This is a genomic window from Paraburkholderia sp. J8-2 (assembly GCF_905220195.1).
Classification (GTDB): Bacteria; Pseudomonadota; Gammaproteobacteria; order Burkholderiales; family Burkholderiaceae; genus Paraburkholderia.
On the sequence record NZ_CAJMZA010000022.1, the window covers coordinates 16,992 to 32,868 of the forward strand.

Annotated in this window: 14 protein-coding genes and 3 pseudogenes; 11 read left to right on the forward strand and 6 right to left on the reverse strand. The window is 59.2% G+C overall.

All coding sequences use genetic code 11. From position 1 onward, the window contains the following. Window positions 1-300 precede the first annotated feature (300 nt). The 7 genes from U5A52_RS31420 to U5A52_RS31450 all read left to right on the forward strand — a co-directional run bounded on the left by U5A52_RS31420 (window position 301) and on the right by U5A52_RS31450 (window position 6,055). Entirely contained in the window at window positions 301-531 is a 231-nt protein-coding gene (locus U5A52_RS31420) for a CBS domain-containing protein (RefSeq protein ID WP_321937687.1), read from the forward strand. Window positions 532-594: 63 nt separating this feature from the next. Beyond that, window positions 595-1,104 carry a BCAM0308 family protein gene (locus U5A52_RS31425; protein WP_321937688.1) on the forward strand — a complete coding sequence of 170 codons (510 nt, stop codon included), beginning with the start codon at window positions 595-597 and terminating at the stop codon, window positions 1,102-1,104. Window positions 1,105-1,111: 7 nt separating this feature from the next. Beyond that, window positions 1,112-1,714, forward strand: a complete 603-nt coding sequence (locus U5A52_RS31430) for a helix-hairpin-helix domain-containing protein (RefSeq protein ID WP_321937689.1) — start codon at window positions 1,112-1,114, stop codon at window positions 1,712-1,714. A 29-nt stretch (window positions 1,715-1,743) separates the two neighbouring features. Continuing rightward, on the forward strand, window positions 1,744-2,004 hold the full coding sequence (locus U5A52_RS31435) for a hypothetical protein (RefSeq protein WP_321937692.1): 261 nt from the start codon (window positions 1,744-1,746) through the stop codon (window positions 2,002-2,004). Window positions 2,005-2,373: 369 nt separating this feature from the next. After that, a complete protein-coding gene (locus U5A52_RS31440; protein WP_321937693.1) occupies window positions 2,374-2,814 on the forward strand; it encodes a helix-turn-helix domain-containing protein in 441 nt (146 codons plus the stop codon). A 1,045-nt stretch (window positions 2,815-3,859) separates the two neighbouring features. After that, window positions 3,860-4,474, forward strand: a complete 615-nt coding sequence (locus U5A52_RS31445; protein ID WP_321937695.1) for a c-type cytochrome — start codon at window positions 3,860-3,862, stop codon at window positions 4,472-4,474. A gap of 195 nt (window positions 4,475-4,669) precedes the next feature. Beyond that, window positions 4,670-6,055: a cytochrome C gene (locus U5A52_RS31450; RefSeq protein ID WP_321937697.1), complete on the forward strand. Its 1,386-nt coding sequence runs from the start codon at window positions 4,670-4,672 to the stop codon at window positions 6,053-6,055. A 151-nt stretch (window positions 6,056-6,206) separates the two neighbouring features. Here the strand turns inward: U5A52_RS31450 and U5A52_RS31455 are convergent, their stop codons facing one another. The 4 genes and pseudogenes from U5A52_RS31455 to U5A52_RS31470 all read right to left on the reverse strand — a co-directional run bounded on the left by U5A52_RS31455 (window position 6,207) and on the right by U5A52_RS31470 (window position 9,287). Then, the gene (locus U5A52_RS31455) at window positions 6,207-6,518 is read right to left on the reverse strand and encodes a high-potential iron-sulfur protein (RefSeq protein ID WP_321937865.1); all 312 of its coding nucleotides are present in this window, start codon (window positions 6,516-6,518) and stop codon (window positions 6,207-6,209) included. Window positions 6,519-6,923: 405 nt separating this feature from the next. After that, window positions 6,924-7,529 (reverse strand): GGDEF domain-containing protein, encoded by a 606-nt coding sequence (locus U5A52_RS31460; protein WP_321937699.1) that lies wholly within the window; start codon window positions 7,527-7,529, stop codon window positions 6,924-6,926. Between the two features lie 401 nt (window positions 7,530-7,930). Then, window positions 7,931-8,095 (reverse strand): annotated as a pseudogene (locus U5A52_RS31465) (integrase); the annotation flags it as partial. A 220-nt stretch (window positions 8,096-8,315) separates the two neighbouring features. Continuing rightward, window positions 8,316-9,287, reverse strand: a complete 972-nt coding sequence (locus U5A52_RS31470) for a LysR family transcriptional regulator (protein ID WP_321937700.1) — start codon at window positions 9,285-9,287, stop codon at window positions 8,316-8,318. Window positions 9,288-9,500: 213 nt separating this feature from the next. Between U5A52_RS31470 and U5A52_RS31475 the strand changes: the two genes are divergently transcribed. Together U5A52_RS31475 and U5A52_RS31480 are read left to right on the forward strand one after the other, a co-directional pair. After that, window positions 9,501-10,352: an aldo/keto reductase gene (locus tag U5A52_RS31475; protein ID WP_321937702.1), complete on the forward strand. Its 852-nt coding sequence runs from the start codon at window positions 9,501-9,503 to the stop codon at window positions 10,350-10,352. A gap of 67 nt (window positions 10,353-10,419) precedes the next feature. Next, window positions 10,420-10,614, forward strand: a pseudogene (locus U5A52_RS31480) (hypothetical protein); the annotation flags it as partial. A gap of 299 nt (window positions 10,615-10,913) precedes the next feature. Here U5A52_RS31480 and U5A52_RS31485 read toward each other — a convergent pair. Next, window positions 10,914-11,330 carry a universal stress protein gene (locus U5A52_RS31485; protein ID WP_321937704.1) on the reverse strand — a complete coding sequence of 139 codons (417 nt, stop codon included), beginning with the start codon at window positions 11,328-11,330 and terminating at the stop codon, window positions 10,914-10,916. A gap of 1,094 nt (window positions 11,331-12,424) precedes the next feature. Between U5A52_RS31485 and U5A52_RS31490 the strand changes: the two genes are divergently transcribed. Together U5A52_RS31490 and U5A52_RS31495 are read left to right on the forward strand one after the other, a co-directional pair. Next, window positions 12,425-13,915: a PAS domain-containing sensor histidine kinase gene (locus U5A52_RS31490; protein WP_321937706.1), complete on the forward strand. Its 1,491-nt coding sequence runs from the start codon at window positions 12,425-12,427 to the stop codon at window positions 13,913-13,915. 264 nt (window positions 13,916-14,179) lie between these two features. Further along, a pseudogene (locus U5A52_RS31495) lies at window positions 14,180-14,647 on the forward strand (bifunctional aspartate transaminase/aspartate 4-decarboxylase); the annotation flags it as partial. A gap of 111 nt (window positions 14,648-14,758) precedes the next feature. Here the strand turns inward: U5A52_RS31495 and U5A52_RS31500 are convergent. Further along, on the reverse strand, window positions 14,759-15,778 hold the full coding sequence (locus tag U5A52_RS31500; RefSeq protein WP_321937707.1) for an AraC family transcriptional regulator: 1,020 nt from the start codon (window positions 15,776-15,778) through the stop codon (window positions 14,759-14,761). Between the last annotated feature and the right edge of the window lie 99 nt (window positions 15,779-15,877).

A 15,877-nucleotide genomic window follows, 5' to 3' on the forward strand; every position in this document is an offset into this window, starting at 1 on the left:
AGTATGGACCAGTTTGGCCAGCATTCGCCCAGATATCGCGTGGTCCATCACCGCAGCCGGTAGTTTCGTCGTTTCGCATGAAGTACTGCCAGAAAATATGGCGTTTGCAAACGCCCTGTGTGGATTGAGGCCGGTCCTTATGCCGTTGATCGAAATCAATAGTCTGGATGCGCGAGCGCATGATGATTTTCTGATCGCGGGATGTGTCGGCCCCCAGAACGGGAAAATACAGAACGGATGGTTTGCTGGCCGTTAAGCACGGCAGCCTATTCACACTCGCAGACAGCAGGAGGTGAATTCATGAAGGTCGAGGAATGCCATAGCCACGGGACAGTGCACATTCCGATGTCGTGCAATCTGAAGGAGGCAGCAAAGCAGATGGCAGAGCAACACGTGGGCACGCTGATCGTGACCGATTTCGGGCGGCAGGAGCGCATGGTAGGGATCGTGACGGACCGGGACATCGTGCTCTTGCGCGGCGGGCAAAACCGCGAGCGCACGGGTAGCGTGCAGACACCTCTTCACGTGTAGCTCGCCAATCGAAAAGGAGTACGAAGTACTTTTCATAACCTGATTCTGCAGTATTCATATGATATGAATCCAAACGGCAATGACCGGGCGACGGCGGGCGCGCCGCGCGAAAAGAGCATGCACTCGCACAGTGAAGACAGCCATCGCATGCCTTTGCGTGTGATGAACGGTACTGGCTGCCGCGAATGCGGAGCCGTCTACGAAAGCGGCCGATGGATCTGGAGCGCCACTGCGCGGGTGACGCGCCAGCTACTGTGCCCGGCCTGCCGAAGGATTCTCGAGCATGCGCCAGCGGGGGAACTGTGGCTAGACTCGTGCGGCTACCTGCACAAACATCTCGCCCAGATTATTTCGTTCCTGTCGAACGAGGCGCAGCACGAAAAAGAGTGCCACCCGATGGAGCGCATCACCGGCATCAACGTTGAACCTCGCGGCGTGCGCGTCACAACTTCCGGTCCGCACATGCTGCGCAGGCTGGGTTCGGCCATGCTGCGGGCGCACCATGGTGAGCTTTCGATCGAATACCGGGACGGCGAAGCGGTAGCGCGGGCGAACTGGACCCACCAGGGCTGAATATAGCGTGGTCTCCGAACGATTTCGTCCTCATAGCGACAACGAGCACATCGCCTTCTGCCTGGCAGAGGCCGCGCAACTCCTGGGGGCCGAGGGCACGATTCGCTGGCGCGCCAACGCGTATCGCGCAGCGGCGCGAACGATTGGCGAACTGGAAGGCGGCGTGCGCGAGCTGTTTGACACCGGCGGGACGCAGGCGCTTGATGCACTTCCGCATATCGGTCCTGGAATTGCGGGGGCGATTGAGGAGATGCTGATCACAGGGAACTGGCAGGAGTTGCGGCGGCTGCGTGCCGGGGTAAGGTCCGGCGAGGGCTTTCAGTGCATACCGGGAATAGGGCCCGCGCTCGACGCGCGCATCCGTGACGTGCTCGGCATCCATACGCTAAAAGGGCTCGAAGTCGCGTCACGAGACGGCCGCCTTGCTGCGCTCGCTGGCGTTGGCTCGCGGCGGGCCGCGGCCATTCGGGCCGTGGTCGGTGAGATTCTGGACAGAGGCCGCCGCAATTATCTTCGTGGCAACGCGACAGCGATGGCGGAGCCTTCCGTTGCGCTGCTACTTGAGATTGACTCCGAATATCGTCGACAGGCGGCCGCCGGAATTCGTTAACATCCAATCGCTGTGAGGTATAGATGAGCATGAAAGCTTACACTGAACTGGAACGTGAACTGTCGCACATCGAGGCTGCCATTTCTGTCCTTGAGCATACACGTGCACACCTTTGCGCCCGCGTGTCAGTCGATGACCCCGCGTACTGGAAATCCAGGCTCAGTGCGATATTGGATGCACGCCTTGGCGACTTGATTTTGGAGCGGCAGGTTGCGGATCTGTGCGACCGCCTGAAGCGCCTTCAGGCAGATCGCGCGGGGGTGCACGCCAAGGGCCGGCCCCGCAATTGATGCGCTCACTTAACGCAATCGGTGAGGCGAGCCAGCACGCGCCGCTTTCGCGCTGCCAGATTTGGATCGACGCATGTTCAACCGCATTGGACGCAAGTAGCCAATCGCTGCATAAATGCGGGGCCACGCTGGCAGAATCGACCTCACGGCCTCGCGTTTAGAAGGTTTGGCTCGTCGCGCGTTGCGCTCGCAGAAATTAACCCGTGCTGTGCCGGCCGTAGACCGACTGCCCGTGCAAACCGTAACGGATTCACATTATTCGTCATGCGAAACCAGTTTTTGCCTCCGTGGCCCGCTACGGCTTACTCTGGATAATGGGGGAAGTTTGCGGCCAGTCACCAGACCAAATATACAGTGAGAGAATGATCCATGAGTGCAAACGGCAAGATTCCCAGCCCTCCGTGGTCGGATCGCCGCGCGCGGGCGGCGGAAATGCTCGCGTCCGGCATGGGTATCGCGTGCGTTGCGACGGAACTTGGCCTGAGTCGCACGACGGCGCGGCGTTACCATCAAGTCTTCATGGAAGGCGGTCCGGAAGCGTTGTTGAGGCTCGGTGACGTCGGTCGTCGCCAGCAACTCCCCTCTGACGGCATTGACCGGCTGATCAGTGCAATCAGGCAAGTGCCAAAGCTTCAGGGACTGGCAGAGGATTGCTGGACAACCGAACTGGTGCGCAGCTTCATACAGCGCGAGTTTGGCGTCTGCTATTCGTATTCCCACGTCAACCGGCTCTTGCGCGATCACGGCCTGCAGCCTCTCATGCAGCAGGTGCGGGTTCCGATAAGCAATGCCCTAGCGGGCGAGGGATGACGCGCCTCTGCCACACGATTTCGACGGCGCCTGCCATGTCTGTGACGTCACGAACCCACGCTACGGGACCCATCACGCGCCTGCAAAAGCGGCGGGCGAACGACTCTGCTCGGCAGCACTAGATGGGACCTTGACCACTGTATTTTTTTGTAAAAACGGTCGTTAGCCTTGGCCGACAAACGCAGGCCGATCGGGCTAATGAGGCGCCCCGAAATTCGACATAATACGTCCCTCTTGAGCCTGTTTGTTCATTTACCACTATTTAACAACACTTGATATGCATTCCTGACTACGTGTGAAAAATATGACTGCGTGATACCGCAGATGGGAGAAGCATCCTAGGCTAGGCAGCCGTTGGCTATCGGCTCGTCAAATTCGTGTCTTGCTGGGCGTTGTATTGATTGGCGCCAGCTTGAAGCTGCTCCTGCCCATTTGAATCACGGCAATTGGCTGCAGCTCGGCCAAGACGTGACGAATACACGGAATGCGTGAAAGCCCTCTGTTCGATCTCAAGCCACGCTCGAACGTCGCCATAGACACGTGGGAGTTGACTGTAGATGGCCGAACGCTGCCCGATGCGGTCGGCCGCAGCCGACCCTGAACTGCTCTCCGACCGGGCGAAGTCCCACCACCCGGTTACAAAGGTATAACGGCCATTTGCTCTACCCCCACCAGCCGGCTGATGCTCGGCCGAACCGGGCAATCGCGTAATATGCTTGGCGTCCGCCGATGGTCACGGCTGTCCGCCGAGCGCACACGAGACGGTCGGGCAGTTTCTGCTGCACCGCGAAAACGAACAGGCTGAGCCTGTTTGGAGGGGTGTGTCATGCCAAAGCGCTTCGCTCACCACCTTGATCGTGATCGAAATCATTGGGATTCGCACTCAGGCGCCGCTGCCTGAGGCCACGTACCTGCACCGGTCGCGTGTGCGGGACAACGTGTCCGCCTTTGACTTTCCCTTTGTGTCGAGTCCTAAAATATCCTACGCTGACCGGACAGGTTGACATCTTCCATCCGTTCGACTTGAAGACAACGCAGATAATAAATGATCCTCGGTACACGACTGCCCGTGATCGCGTTGCTTGCCGCCGCCGGCCTCACGTTGACGCCAGCCCTCGCACAGAGCGAGGACGGCGCCCGCATTGCCATGCAGATTTGTTCCGGCTGCCACGGTGTGGGCGGGCGTAGCGAATCGCCGATGTTTCCCAAGCTCAATGCGCAGACGCCCGAATACATTGAAGCCCAGTTGAAGGGATTCCGCGAGCACGCGCGTGGCGAAAACACAGCCCGCGATTACATGTGGGGCATGGCTGCACTGCTGGATGACGCCGCGGTCAAATCACTGGCCGACTATTTTTCCCACCAGCCGGCAACACGAGGCGCGACTGGAGATGCCGGCTTGACCGCCAAGGGGCAGGAGATCTTCGAGCACGGCGTGCCGGATAAGGGCGTGCCGGCTTGCGCGACATGCCATGGCGCCGAGGCTCAGGGAGCTGGCACATTCCCGCGGCTGGCCGGGCAGCACAAGGAATATCTGTTGCATCAGATCGAAGTTTTCAAAAATGGCACGCGTGGCAATGCGCCCGTGATGAGCGCAGTGGCGCACACCCTGAATGACGAACAGGCCAGGGCCGTGGCCGTCTATCTGCAATCCAGATGAGTTTTCCCCCGCTTTGCGGATCGGCGGACTCCAAACGAGCTGTTCCGTCCGTCAGTTGATCTCGGTCAATGCGTCACTGGCAAGGCGCAGCAAGATTCATTCGTGGCCAAATGACTCACCTTCGCTGTCTATAGTCTTAAGGTTTCCTTAAGGAAAAGTGCGACGCGGTGCGACACCGCAGACGGAGAAACGATCATGACGCCCGCGCTTGCGCACGACCGAACATCCTGGGGCCTGTTCCGTCGCGCCTGCATCGCTGTACTGGCGGCGCTTTGCCTGTTCCAGGCCTCTGCAGCCCACGCGTTGCCGATATTCGCGCGACAGACGGGACAAAGTTGCGTGGCGTGTCACGCGGGCGGACAATTTCCTGAACTGACACCCTATGGTCGCTGGTTCAAGTTGAATGGCTATACCCTTGGCCAACGCACGATTCCGCTGGCCGCAATGGCCACTGTCGATCTGAGTAACACCAGAAACAACCTCGACTCCAACGGGATGCCCATCAATCCCAAAAACGGCCTTCCGATGTTCGATTCGGCCAGTATTTTCCTCGCGGGGAAGATTACCGATCATATCGGCGGATTCGCCCAGTTCACGTACTCGAATTACGATCACCAGAACGGTGACGGCAAGTGGGAGGGGCGGTGGGGATCGGACAACACCGACTTCCGTTTTGTGGACAGCATCATCGGGGACGCCAGCGACCTGATACTCGGCCTGACCCTGCATAACAATCCGACCGTGCAGGACGTCTGGAATAGCGCCCCTGCATGGAGCTATCCCTACATTTCTTCGACCATTAGCCCGGTCGCTCGCATCCAGAACCTGCCGATCATCGATGGGGCATTGGCCCAACAGGTCGTAGGCATGGGTGGCTACCTGTACTGGAACAAGACGATCTACGCGGAATTGACGGCGTACAAAACGGCCGATGGCATCTGGTCCTTCCTGAGCCATGGCAACAGTGCGGGCGATCCCGCTCACCCGCAGATCTATCTGCGCGGGTACAACCCTTACGCGCGAATCGCCTTTACCCGCGACTGGGGCCCGCATAGTGTCATGCTAGGCGCGTTCGGGTTAAACGTGGACGTCTATCCCAACGACGCAAACTCTTTCCCGATATTCGTACAGGGCGTAACCCGCTATCGGGATATTGGCGCGGACGCCCAGTATGAGTACATCCTCGACCCGCATACGATCACCGCACAGGCGCTCTATGTAAGAGAGAACATCCACGACCCGAACAATTTCGTATTGGGCGACAGCACGTCGGGGAATCTGAACAGCCTGCGGCTTAAGGCGTCGTACGTCTACCAGAACAAATACGGCATAAGTCTTTCCTTTTTCAATACGACGGGCAGTCCAGACAGCGTCGCTTACGCCGGCAGCGCGAATTTTTCCCCGAATACGCAGGGCTGGACACCCGAGATTTTCTGGATCCCGGTGCAATACCTTCGCATTGGCTTGCAGTACACGCATTTCACTAAATACCTTGGCGCGAGCACCAACTACGATGGTAACGGACGCAACGCAAGTTCCAACGACACACTGTTTCTATATTTGTGGGCTGCGTCCTGGTGACACGGGTTTCGCTTCGGCACGCCGCGTGGCCCAAAACAACATGGCTTTGATGACCGCGTCAGCGTCGAGCATCGCTTGCGCGATGTGGACTTGCCTTTGCATTCCCCTCCACTGGGATTTTAGGTCCGCTATCCACACCCTAAAGCGCCGCTCAAGCCTTCTTCACATAAGCGCTACACCAACCCTTGGCACTGACCGGTTTGCCAGCAAACACCGTGCAAGGTCCGGACGTCTCGCCTGACTTGCCCTGATAGAACTGACAATTGGCGCAGGCTTGCCCTGCCTGATACTTCGGGTACTTGGCGGTGTCGACAGTCGCGCCGTCAGATTTGTAGCCGAGGGCCTGGGCGGTGGGGTCGCTCTCAGAGACTTCTGGGGAAGCCGCGCGTGACTCAGTTTGGAGCACGGACGCTGACGCGAGAGATGCGGCGACAATAATGAAGTGACGGCGTGAGATTTGCATCATGCACTCCTTTTCAAAGGGGAAATACTGATGCGAGGTAACGGCTCACGCGTGGAGTTACCGACGCCCACCGTGCCCCTTCGAGAATTATCGGGACGGCAACCCGGGCGCGCTTGATTTGCATCAACGTTCGGTACGAGAATCGCCCCAACATCACGCGGCAGCGAGGTTACATTATTGCGCGGCGTCGATGTTTCTCACGGTGAGCTCCCGCGCCAGTGGCGCCTATCATAGGAATCATCGATGGTCGCGTCTGGACAAACTCTGGCCTTTGGCCGCTGGGTGGCGACCGTCGCTTCATGGCCCGCTCGTGCCCGCTGCACCGGTTCAAATACCGCAGCGTTCTTACTTTTTGCCCACTAATGCAAGCGCGGGGGGCGACTCGTTGGTCAACAGGCGCGGGCTTCAAGAGGTCAGCTCTGCTTCAGGCTGTTGCACCACGCACACGCGGTCGCGCCCCAGGCCTTTGGCCTCGTACAGCGCCGCATCGGCTGTTTTCAGAAGGTCGGCGGCACAGGTGACTGTCGCGATAGCTTTTGGAGATATTCCAACGCTCACCGTTAGAAACCCTGTTGGCGTTTGCGAATGCGAAACATGCAGGTCAAAAATTGCGGTCCGGATTCTCTCCGCGATCAGGATCGCGCCAGCGGTATCCGTATCCGGCAATACGACGACGAATTCCTCGCCACCGTATCGCGCGACATGGTCGCCTGGTCTGTCGATACACTTGGATATTTGTCTAGCTACCGTTTTCAATGCGACGTCGCCGGCCTGATGACCATAGTGATCGTTGTAGGCTTTGAACCTGTCGATGTCGATGAACAGAAGGGAGAGCGGCTTTCCATCGCGCCGGGCGCGTTTCCATTCCATTTCCAGAACTTCATCGAACGTGCCGCGGTTTTCCAGTCCGGTGAGCGAATCGCGATGCGCCATGCGCTCCATCAAAGCTTCCGCACGTTGCCTGCGGCGAAGCTCTCGCACAAAGAGCCACGTCCCCGCTGCCTTGATCATGGTGAAAACCAGGATAAGCGCTCCGAACCACTCCACCCTTGTCCACCATTCTGCGTAAACCGTGCTCAGCGCAGGTTCCCGTTGCGCCATCGAATCATTACCCCGTAATCTTTTCTTTACCTGAATTATGACGGGATTTATGCACGATGAATGCGGTGCCCAAGCAACAACCAGCTGGGGCAGTCAGGCTTAGTGCGCGTAAGGGCGAACTGGCAAAAAGTTGATTGGGATCAGGTAATTGTTGCCCGTACCCCCTTGCTGCCATTCGCTTTGACGTCATGTCATGGGCAGCTTACGGGGTGCGGAGCTGACAGTTCAACGTCCGCACATTGGGAGCGGCCACTGGCCGCTTGTGGCCGACGAGTGTCTGCTCGCTGGCCAGTTCACCTTCAAACTTCGGTTTACTCCGCCATTTGGAGAGCGTCATCCACCTCAATGCCGAGGTAGCGAACTGTGCTTTCGAGCTTGGTATGGCCGAGCGGCAACTGCACCGCGCGGAGGTTCTTCGTTCGGCGGCAAATCAATGAAGCCTTTGTGCGACGCATGGTGTGCGAGGCGTACGCGGTAACCGCCGCGGCGGGCAAACACGGAGAACCGTACGGGCACGGCGGCTATCAGCACAACTTTGGAAGCGGCAACAGCGAGGGCTGGTATGGCCAGATTGCGTACCGTATATGTGGTGAATGAAGTCAGACTTCGGATCGCTCACATCGAACAACGGGTTCACAGTCGACTACGGCCGTTCGATTTGAAAGTGCCGGATTCGTTCTTCATAAACCAGAGCTACTAGCGAACGCGGCTGGACCGTCGAGAACGCGACTCAAACTGGGCGAGTTCTTTGTCAGCAAGCACATAGTCGCTGCAGTTAAGGAGACGAGAGAGGGCGAGGTCCAGGAATGCTCGTACACGTTTGGGCTGAGCCGTGCGGCTGCCGTAGTACACGTGCAAACCGATGTGCGCGCTCATGTGCTTCACGAGAACCGGCTGCAGTCGTCCCGCACGGATATAGGGTGCCGCCGAAAAGCTCGCGAGCTGCCCCATGACTTGCCCAGCAAGTACGGCTTGCAGTTCCAGTTCCGCGTCGTTCGTCGCGAACGCGGGGGACATCTGCCGATGTTCGAGCTTGCCTTCTACGGTCAAGTACCAGGGCGCTACCTTGCCGGTGGCAGAATGCCGGAACACGCTACATCGATGCGCCGCCAACTCATCGAGTGTCGATGGCGTGCCGTACGCCTTTAGGTAGCTGGGCGCCGCGCACACGATCATCTGGATCGGGAAGAGTTGTCGACCAATCAGGCCCTCGCCGGGCGACGCCCCGATCCGGAACCCGACATCGACGCGATCCAGCACCCAGTTGCCGATACCGTCGTCGAGCTGGACATCCGGCTGGATACCGGGGTGCTCTCGGCAGAATTCGTCGAGCAACGGCATGAGGATTGCGGCGAACGACGATTTTGGCCCAACGATCCGCAACGGTCCCGCAATCTCATCCTTGGACTCTCGCGCCAAGGCTAGCGCTCTGTCCAGCATCGCCAGGGCGGGCAGTGTGTTCTCAAGGAACCGTTGGCCCTCCTGGGTTAGGGCCAGACTCCGCGTCGTCCGGTGTAACAGGCGCACTCCAAGATGCTGTTCCAACTGTGCGATGGCCTGGCTGGCAGCCTGCGGCGTTACGCCTTGGGCCAGCGCAGCCTGTCGGATACTGCCGAGTTCCACGGCTCTGGCAAACGTCGCGATGGCCTTGAAGTCATTGGTGGACATGGAGAACTCTTCTGATCAAGTAAGCGCGGGTGGAACCGTCGCATGGTCCACCAGTATCAACTAAAAATTGACACTGATGTAAGGTTAATTCGCCTATTCACTTGAAACCGATTTGCATAAAGTTACGGACATCGGGCAATTGCCCTTGTTATCGATGTGGCGTATTTTCGGCAGAGCTCGTGCCGCTATCGACCCTCCCATCAAGGACTGACCATGCAGCACGTGACCCTGAACAATGGAATGAAGATGCCGATCGTCGGGTATGGCGTCTTCCAGATCGCCGACGAGGCGGAATGTGAACGATGCGTCTTGGACGCGGTGCAGGCGGGCTATCGCCTGATCGACACGGCTGCCTCGTACAAGAACGAAGAGGCCGTCGGACGAGGTCTCAAACGGTGCGGAGTACCGCGTGACCAACTGTTCGTCACCAGCAAGCTGTGGGTCGAGGATGCTGGTTATGAGCGCGCTCGCGTGGCCATTGACAAATCTCTGAGGCGACTCGATCTTGATTACCTCGACCTGTTTCTGATTCATCAGCCGTTCTCGGACGTTCATGGGGCGTGGCGAGCGATGGAGGAGGCGCACCGCGCTGGCAAGCTGCGTGCGATCGGAGTGAGCAACTTCCAGCCGGATCGCCTCATGGACATCACGGCGTTCAATGAAGTGAAGCCAGCCGTCAACCAGATCGAAGTCAACCCCTTCCACCAGCAGGCTGAAAGCATCGATTTCATGCGTGAGCTTGACGTGCAACCGGAGGCTTGGGCGCCCTTTGCTGAAGGACGAAACAACCTCTTTCAGAACGAGCACCTGGTGGCCATTGCGCAGCGCTACGGCAAAACGGTTGGGCAGGTTGTGCTTCGATGGCTGGTTCAACGAGGTATCGTCGCTCTCGCGAAATCGGTGCGCAAGGAGCGCATGCTGGAAAACCTGGCCGTCTTCGACTTCGAATTGTCCGAGGCAGACATGCAGGCCGTCGCAATGCTGGAAACGGGTAAAAGCAGTTTCTTCTCGCATCGCGATCCATCGATCGTGAAGTGGATGAGCGAACGAAAACTCGGCCTGTGAAACGCAATCGGCACCACCGTATGTGAAGTGCCGGGCAGGTCACCTCTTACCCGAGGGCGGTGGGAGTCGATGGGCGGATGCGGCGGGGCTTGATCCGACAGCGTACGGCACACATTCGATGTGCTGTACGAAGGCAACCCTGATTTACAAACGAACGAAGAATCTCCGGGCGGGGCTTGGCCATAGCAGGATTGAAAGCACAATCCGATACCTTCGCATCGCCTTCACTGCAGCATCTTTCGTTGTGCAAGGTAAGTTGTAAGTCTCATGAATGAGAAGAGGGGCGATTACCCCCTTCGGGATTGGCACCTACCAACCTTACGCACTGACTCTGGCATCATGATTTGATGGTTTGCCTCTGTCATGGAGGAGCCATGGCCACCCTGCACGAAGTCTGGCGCCTTATCGCCGGCGCGCCGCTCGATCCACTCGACCCGCGCACCCGGCACGCGATAGCCGTCACGCCGTTACTGGCCTAGGTAGGGCTGGGCGCCGATGGCCTGTCGTCGTCCTGTTACGGCCCGGAGGAAGCATTCCTGGCACTCGGCCAGGGCTGGCGCCTTAATTTAGTAGCGTGACGGGTGTCGTGCGAAGCCGCCAAAGTTTCACGAGCATGCCGAGTTTGCTCAGCATGCCGAGATGACTCGCGTCGACGACGACGATATCGGCATGGCCTCGCTCGACGCATCGGGACACGCTTCGCACGAACGGGCCGCACATATAGCTTGCGGTGTACGGGACCCCGGCATCGGCGAGAATTGCGCAGGTTTCGCCCAGTGCGTGACTCAGGTAACGTTGGCTTTTTTCCCGTAACTCATCTTCCGACCAGAACGCACTGGTGCGTTCGATCGTGACGTCTTCGAGCACCTCGACGATTTCGACTTCGGCAACGCAGTGCTCGGCGAACAGGAAAGCGCTGTGACGCGCAGCCTCGGCAGCACCGCGGCGGTCAAAGATGGGAATCAGTATTTTGAGCACGATTGCTCTCGTTGGAAAGTGGAATCCGCAATATGGCGTGAGGGCGGAAGCACGATGATCGATCCGTGGATCTTCTGCGAGTAGCGTAGAGTGATGCCCGTAAATATGGTGCAAAAGTTCAGCGTGTTGTGGCGTCAGGCAACGCCCGATCGCGACTCACAGCGTCGCCGTATATCCCGCCTATGCACAAACTCCCTCCGGATTTACGCAATTTTTATCTGCCCCGCCCTATACCCTATTCACCTTGCCGGAGAGGCGTGAACACTGTGCGAAAAAGCGCAGGGGAGCGCCCGGCCGCAAGACTGAGAGACGGGGAGTCGCATCATGAATCTGGTCGTCTGGGTGCCGATCCTGTTTGCGCTCGGGCTGGGCAGTCTGATGCTGTGCGTGGTGTTCGTCGATCCATGCGAGCGCATTTGAGGACACCGCCGTGGCATGGCGTGTCGCGGCGCTATCGGCCGCGACGTTTGTGTACCTGTTCGTCGCGCTGATATGCCCTGGGTGGTTCTGAGGGCTACCGGCCCAAAAGGCTCACAACGCACGCTACCTTGCGAGCGCAGGTGCTATTACCTTGAGTCTCGCGCTCTGCGAGCAGCATGGCTACGCAAGGTCCTGCCGTGCCCAGCCACGGCGACGCGGCGCCACATTCGTTAATCACTTCGTACAACGTTCAGCGGCCAGCTGAAGCCGAACGGACAACGGAAACCAGCGCGTCGCGGTCAGTTGATCAGTCAGTTGAATATCAAGCCTGCATGACTGCTGTCTGCGACGTTGCGCATAGCTGACGACGTGTCGGAGAACCGTGCTGAGGGTGACATGCGTCTACATGAACTGCGAATTTGACACTACGGCGAATTCTGACCCCGGCTGCGTTCTTGCATGGTGCGGAATCAATGGCTTCAAGGCGGAGCCCGCACTTACCACTCTACGATTCCCTCCTCTTGCAGCCATGCGCTTGTGAGCATGAGGTGCCTGGGTTTGTGAGACAGTTGCATAATGGATTGATCCCGCGCGACCGTCTATCACCGGTTGCTGACCTGCGTGTATCGAGAAAATTCGAATCGGCCCGTCGGTGTCCGGTAGTGGAGGCAGCAATGAGCAGCGAAGAATGTGCAGGAAATCCTGACGAAGCACCGACATCGGGCGGGTTGGAAAACGCGCGGGACCGATTCCAGCTAATGCTGGATCTCGACGGGGATTTCGCAGTCTTTACGCTGGATTCCAACGGCTGCATCGAAACGTGGAATACCGCGGCGGAACGTGTCACAGGTTACGGCGCCGGGGAAATTGTAGGCAAGCCGCTGACCGTCCTTTTTGCACCTGATTTCGCTGAGGGGGCACAGCCGATGGACGCCGTGTTCTCCGCAGCGTCGAAGGGGCAGACCCGCTATGAGGGCTGGCACGTCCGCAAGGACGGCGCCCGATTCTGGGCCAATGTTGTCGTCAGCGCGCAGCGTCATGGTCAAGGCGACCTGGCGGGGTTCGCCGCCGTTGCGCTGGATGCGTCCGAACGTCTTCTCTACGAGGCCAGACTGCGTCGGAGCGAAGAGAAGCTACGGTTGATGATCGACAGCGTACAGGATTACGCTATCTTCATGCTGAGCACCGCTGGTATCGTCATTTCCTGGAACAGCGGGGCGCGGAAAATCAAGGGGTATGCACCGGATGAGATCCTTGGCCACCATTTCTCCGTTTTCTATACGCCCGAGGATCAGGCGGCTGGTTTGCCGCAGCAGCTGCTTGCCACGGCAGCAGCAGAAGGCCGGGCGCAGTCCGAAGGCTGGCGTGTGAGGCGCGACGGCTCCCGCTTCTGGGCGGACGTGGTGATCTCGGCGATCCGGGACAGTTCCGGCACGCTGCAGGGCTTCAGCAAGGTCACGCGCGATCTCACCGAACGCCGGCGCTTGAATGAGCTGGAGCGCGCAGTGGAAATCGCTACCGCCGCTGAACGTGCTCGCGAGGCCGAGAAGGCACGCGTTGCCCGGGAATTGCACGACGATCTCGGGCAGCAACTGGCGGCGCTCAAGCTGTACGCTGCTGAAAACGAGCGCGCGGTTGAATCTGGAGTGCTGATGCCGGACCACGCGAAGAAGGCTCACGCGCTTGCTTCGCAGATCGACGGAATGATGACGGCGGTCCGACGCATCGCGGCTGATCTTCGTCCGACTCTGCTCGATGACCTCGGGCTGGTGCCCGCAGTCGAGTGGCTCGCTGAAGACTTCAGCCGACGCTTTCGGGTCAACGTCCAAACGCGTCTGAATATCGGGGACCTGGAGTTCAACGAGACGGCCGCCACCGCGATATTTCGTATCGTGCAGGAGGCCCTGACTAACGTGGCCAGGCACGCCCACGCCACCCGCGTTTGCGTCAGCATCGAGGTTGTGGGGGGCGAGTGCAAGATTAACGTTGAAGACGACGGCATTGGCGTTAATCCGGATGAGCCAAAAAAGGAGAAGTCATTTGGCCTTCTTGGCATAGGGGAGCGTGTCAGGCAGTTGGGCGGGAGCGCGAGATTCGCAAATACTCAGGAAGGGGGATTCAAAATTAGTGTGACACTGCCAATCAGTGCGGTTAAGCGCATCTAACGAGATGCGGTCGGCGCAAGCCGCCTCACTCAGTTTGCGGGGGCCGTAGACAGGTTTAACCAGCGGCGATGATCCTGTCTATGTCTATGGCCGAAGTTGATGACACGTCATAGCACGGCCGGACCCCGAATATCTTCTCCCGTTTATTGGGACACTAGTCGGCGGTGCCGACACGTACTCTTCAGCGTCTGTGTTCCTGTTCGATCCGTTTGGAATCCTCAAGAGCGAACACAACCTTTAATGTCGGCACGGGCTTGCGCGGCGGCGCAGCAGGTGCAGATGGTGCTGTTCTCCCTCATGGATACGCCCGACGCGTACAAGAATGCGCTCAAGCGCCTGATCCGCCATCGCAAGCGCGCGCTCTTTGAGGAAATGGGCATTCCCTGCGAAGAGGGCGATCCGAACCAGGTCGACTACTACACGATCCTCGACATGGAGTACATGGGCGAAAGGCGCTTCGGGCGCGACTTCGTTGACTGGCTGCTCAAGCGGGTGAAGCCCAACGAACTGCTGTTCCGTCTCGCCAAAGAGGCGCGCGTGGTGCTGCTGCCGGGCATGGGCTTTGGCACGCCGCATCCGTCAGGGCGAGTCTCGCTTGCTAACCTCAATGAGTCGGACTACCGGAAGATCGGCCGCGCGGTGCGCAAGCTCACCGAGGAGTATGTGCGGCGCTACAACGAGGAGACCGGCAACAAGCTCGATCCGTCCGCGTTGCCTGCGCTGAAAAAGTAGGGGGCGGCGGCTTGCAGGCCGCCACCTTGAATCTGCGGTCCGGGCCGCGCCCGGCCTTGGGTGCGGGCGCGGCTCGACGATCTCGCGTTCACGCCGGTAACCGGCCGATGGCTAGCCCGTTCTCCGCTTCGCACGCGGATGCTTCGCAGACGTCTCGAACTGGCTCGGGCTGCGTCCGAACCGCGTTCTGAACCAACGCGTGAATGCGCTCGGTTCCGAAAATCCCAGCAAGCCGGAGATTTCGGAAAATGGCCGCTCACGCCGCTCCAGATAGCGCAGCGCCAGTACGCCGCGCACCTCCTCCAGGATCGATGAAAAGGTCACGCCTTCCGCCGCGAGATGGCGGTGCATCGTGCGACGGCTCATGCCCAGATGCCGCGCAACCGTGTCGATCGTGCTACGACCCTGTGGCAGGAGCAGAAAGACGAGTTTGCGCACGTCATCGGACAGCGTGAGATCGACCGCTTCGCTGCCGAGATACTGGCGTACGTACTGGCCCATGACGGGATCGGCCGAAGGCAGCGGCAGCTTGAGATCGTTGGCATCACAGACGATACCCGTGAACGTGTGGCCGAACTCGACGTGCGGCCCGAAGACCCTCGCATGGACCGTGCGATCGGAGGGCGGGCCGTGCGTGAAGCAGACGGACTTCGGGTGCCACTCGTCGCCGAGGAAAAAGCGCAACAGGCGGAACATGACCGCGAGCGCGAGTTCGGCCCCCTGACGCACCGGCACGCCTTCACTCGCCAGCAGTTCTTCCCGGATGATCGCCGTGTTCCCTTCTTCTTCGACGCTGATGAACAGCGCCTCGTTCTGCAGGTGGCTGTAGCGCGCTGCGGCATTCAGCGCGTGGCGCAGCGTCGGCTCGTCGCGCACCGCGAGGGCAAGGGGTCCGAGATTCGACGCCCGGCGTGTCTCCGCCATGCGCAACCCGAACGTTTCGACCCCGCTCTCCTGAGCCGACAGCTCGAGCAGTAGCGCAACCTTCTCGGCCGGAATCTTGAGGTCGGCATTCCTCAGGCTGTCAGCCGGCAACCCGACCTCTGCGAGCATGAGAAAGGGGTCGAGCCCGGACGCGCGGGCAATTTCTGCGTAGTGGGTGAGGCTCGCACTGCGGACAAGTTTCGGCATCAGGGTCTTCCCGTGTTGTCCCCTAATGTTAATAAATTGGCCCGCAAAGTCAAGCGTTCCCGAAGCCGCCTTCCTAAAATCCATATATGTCCCGCACAG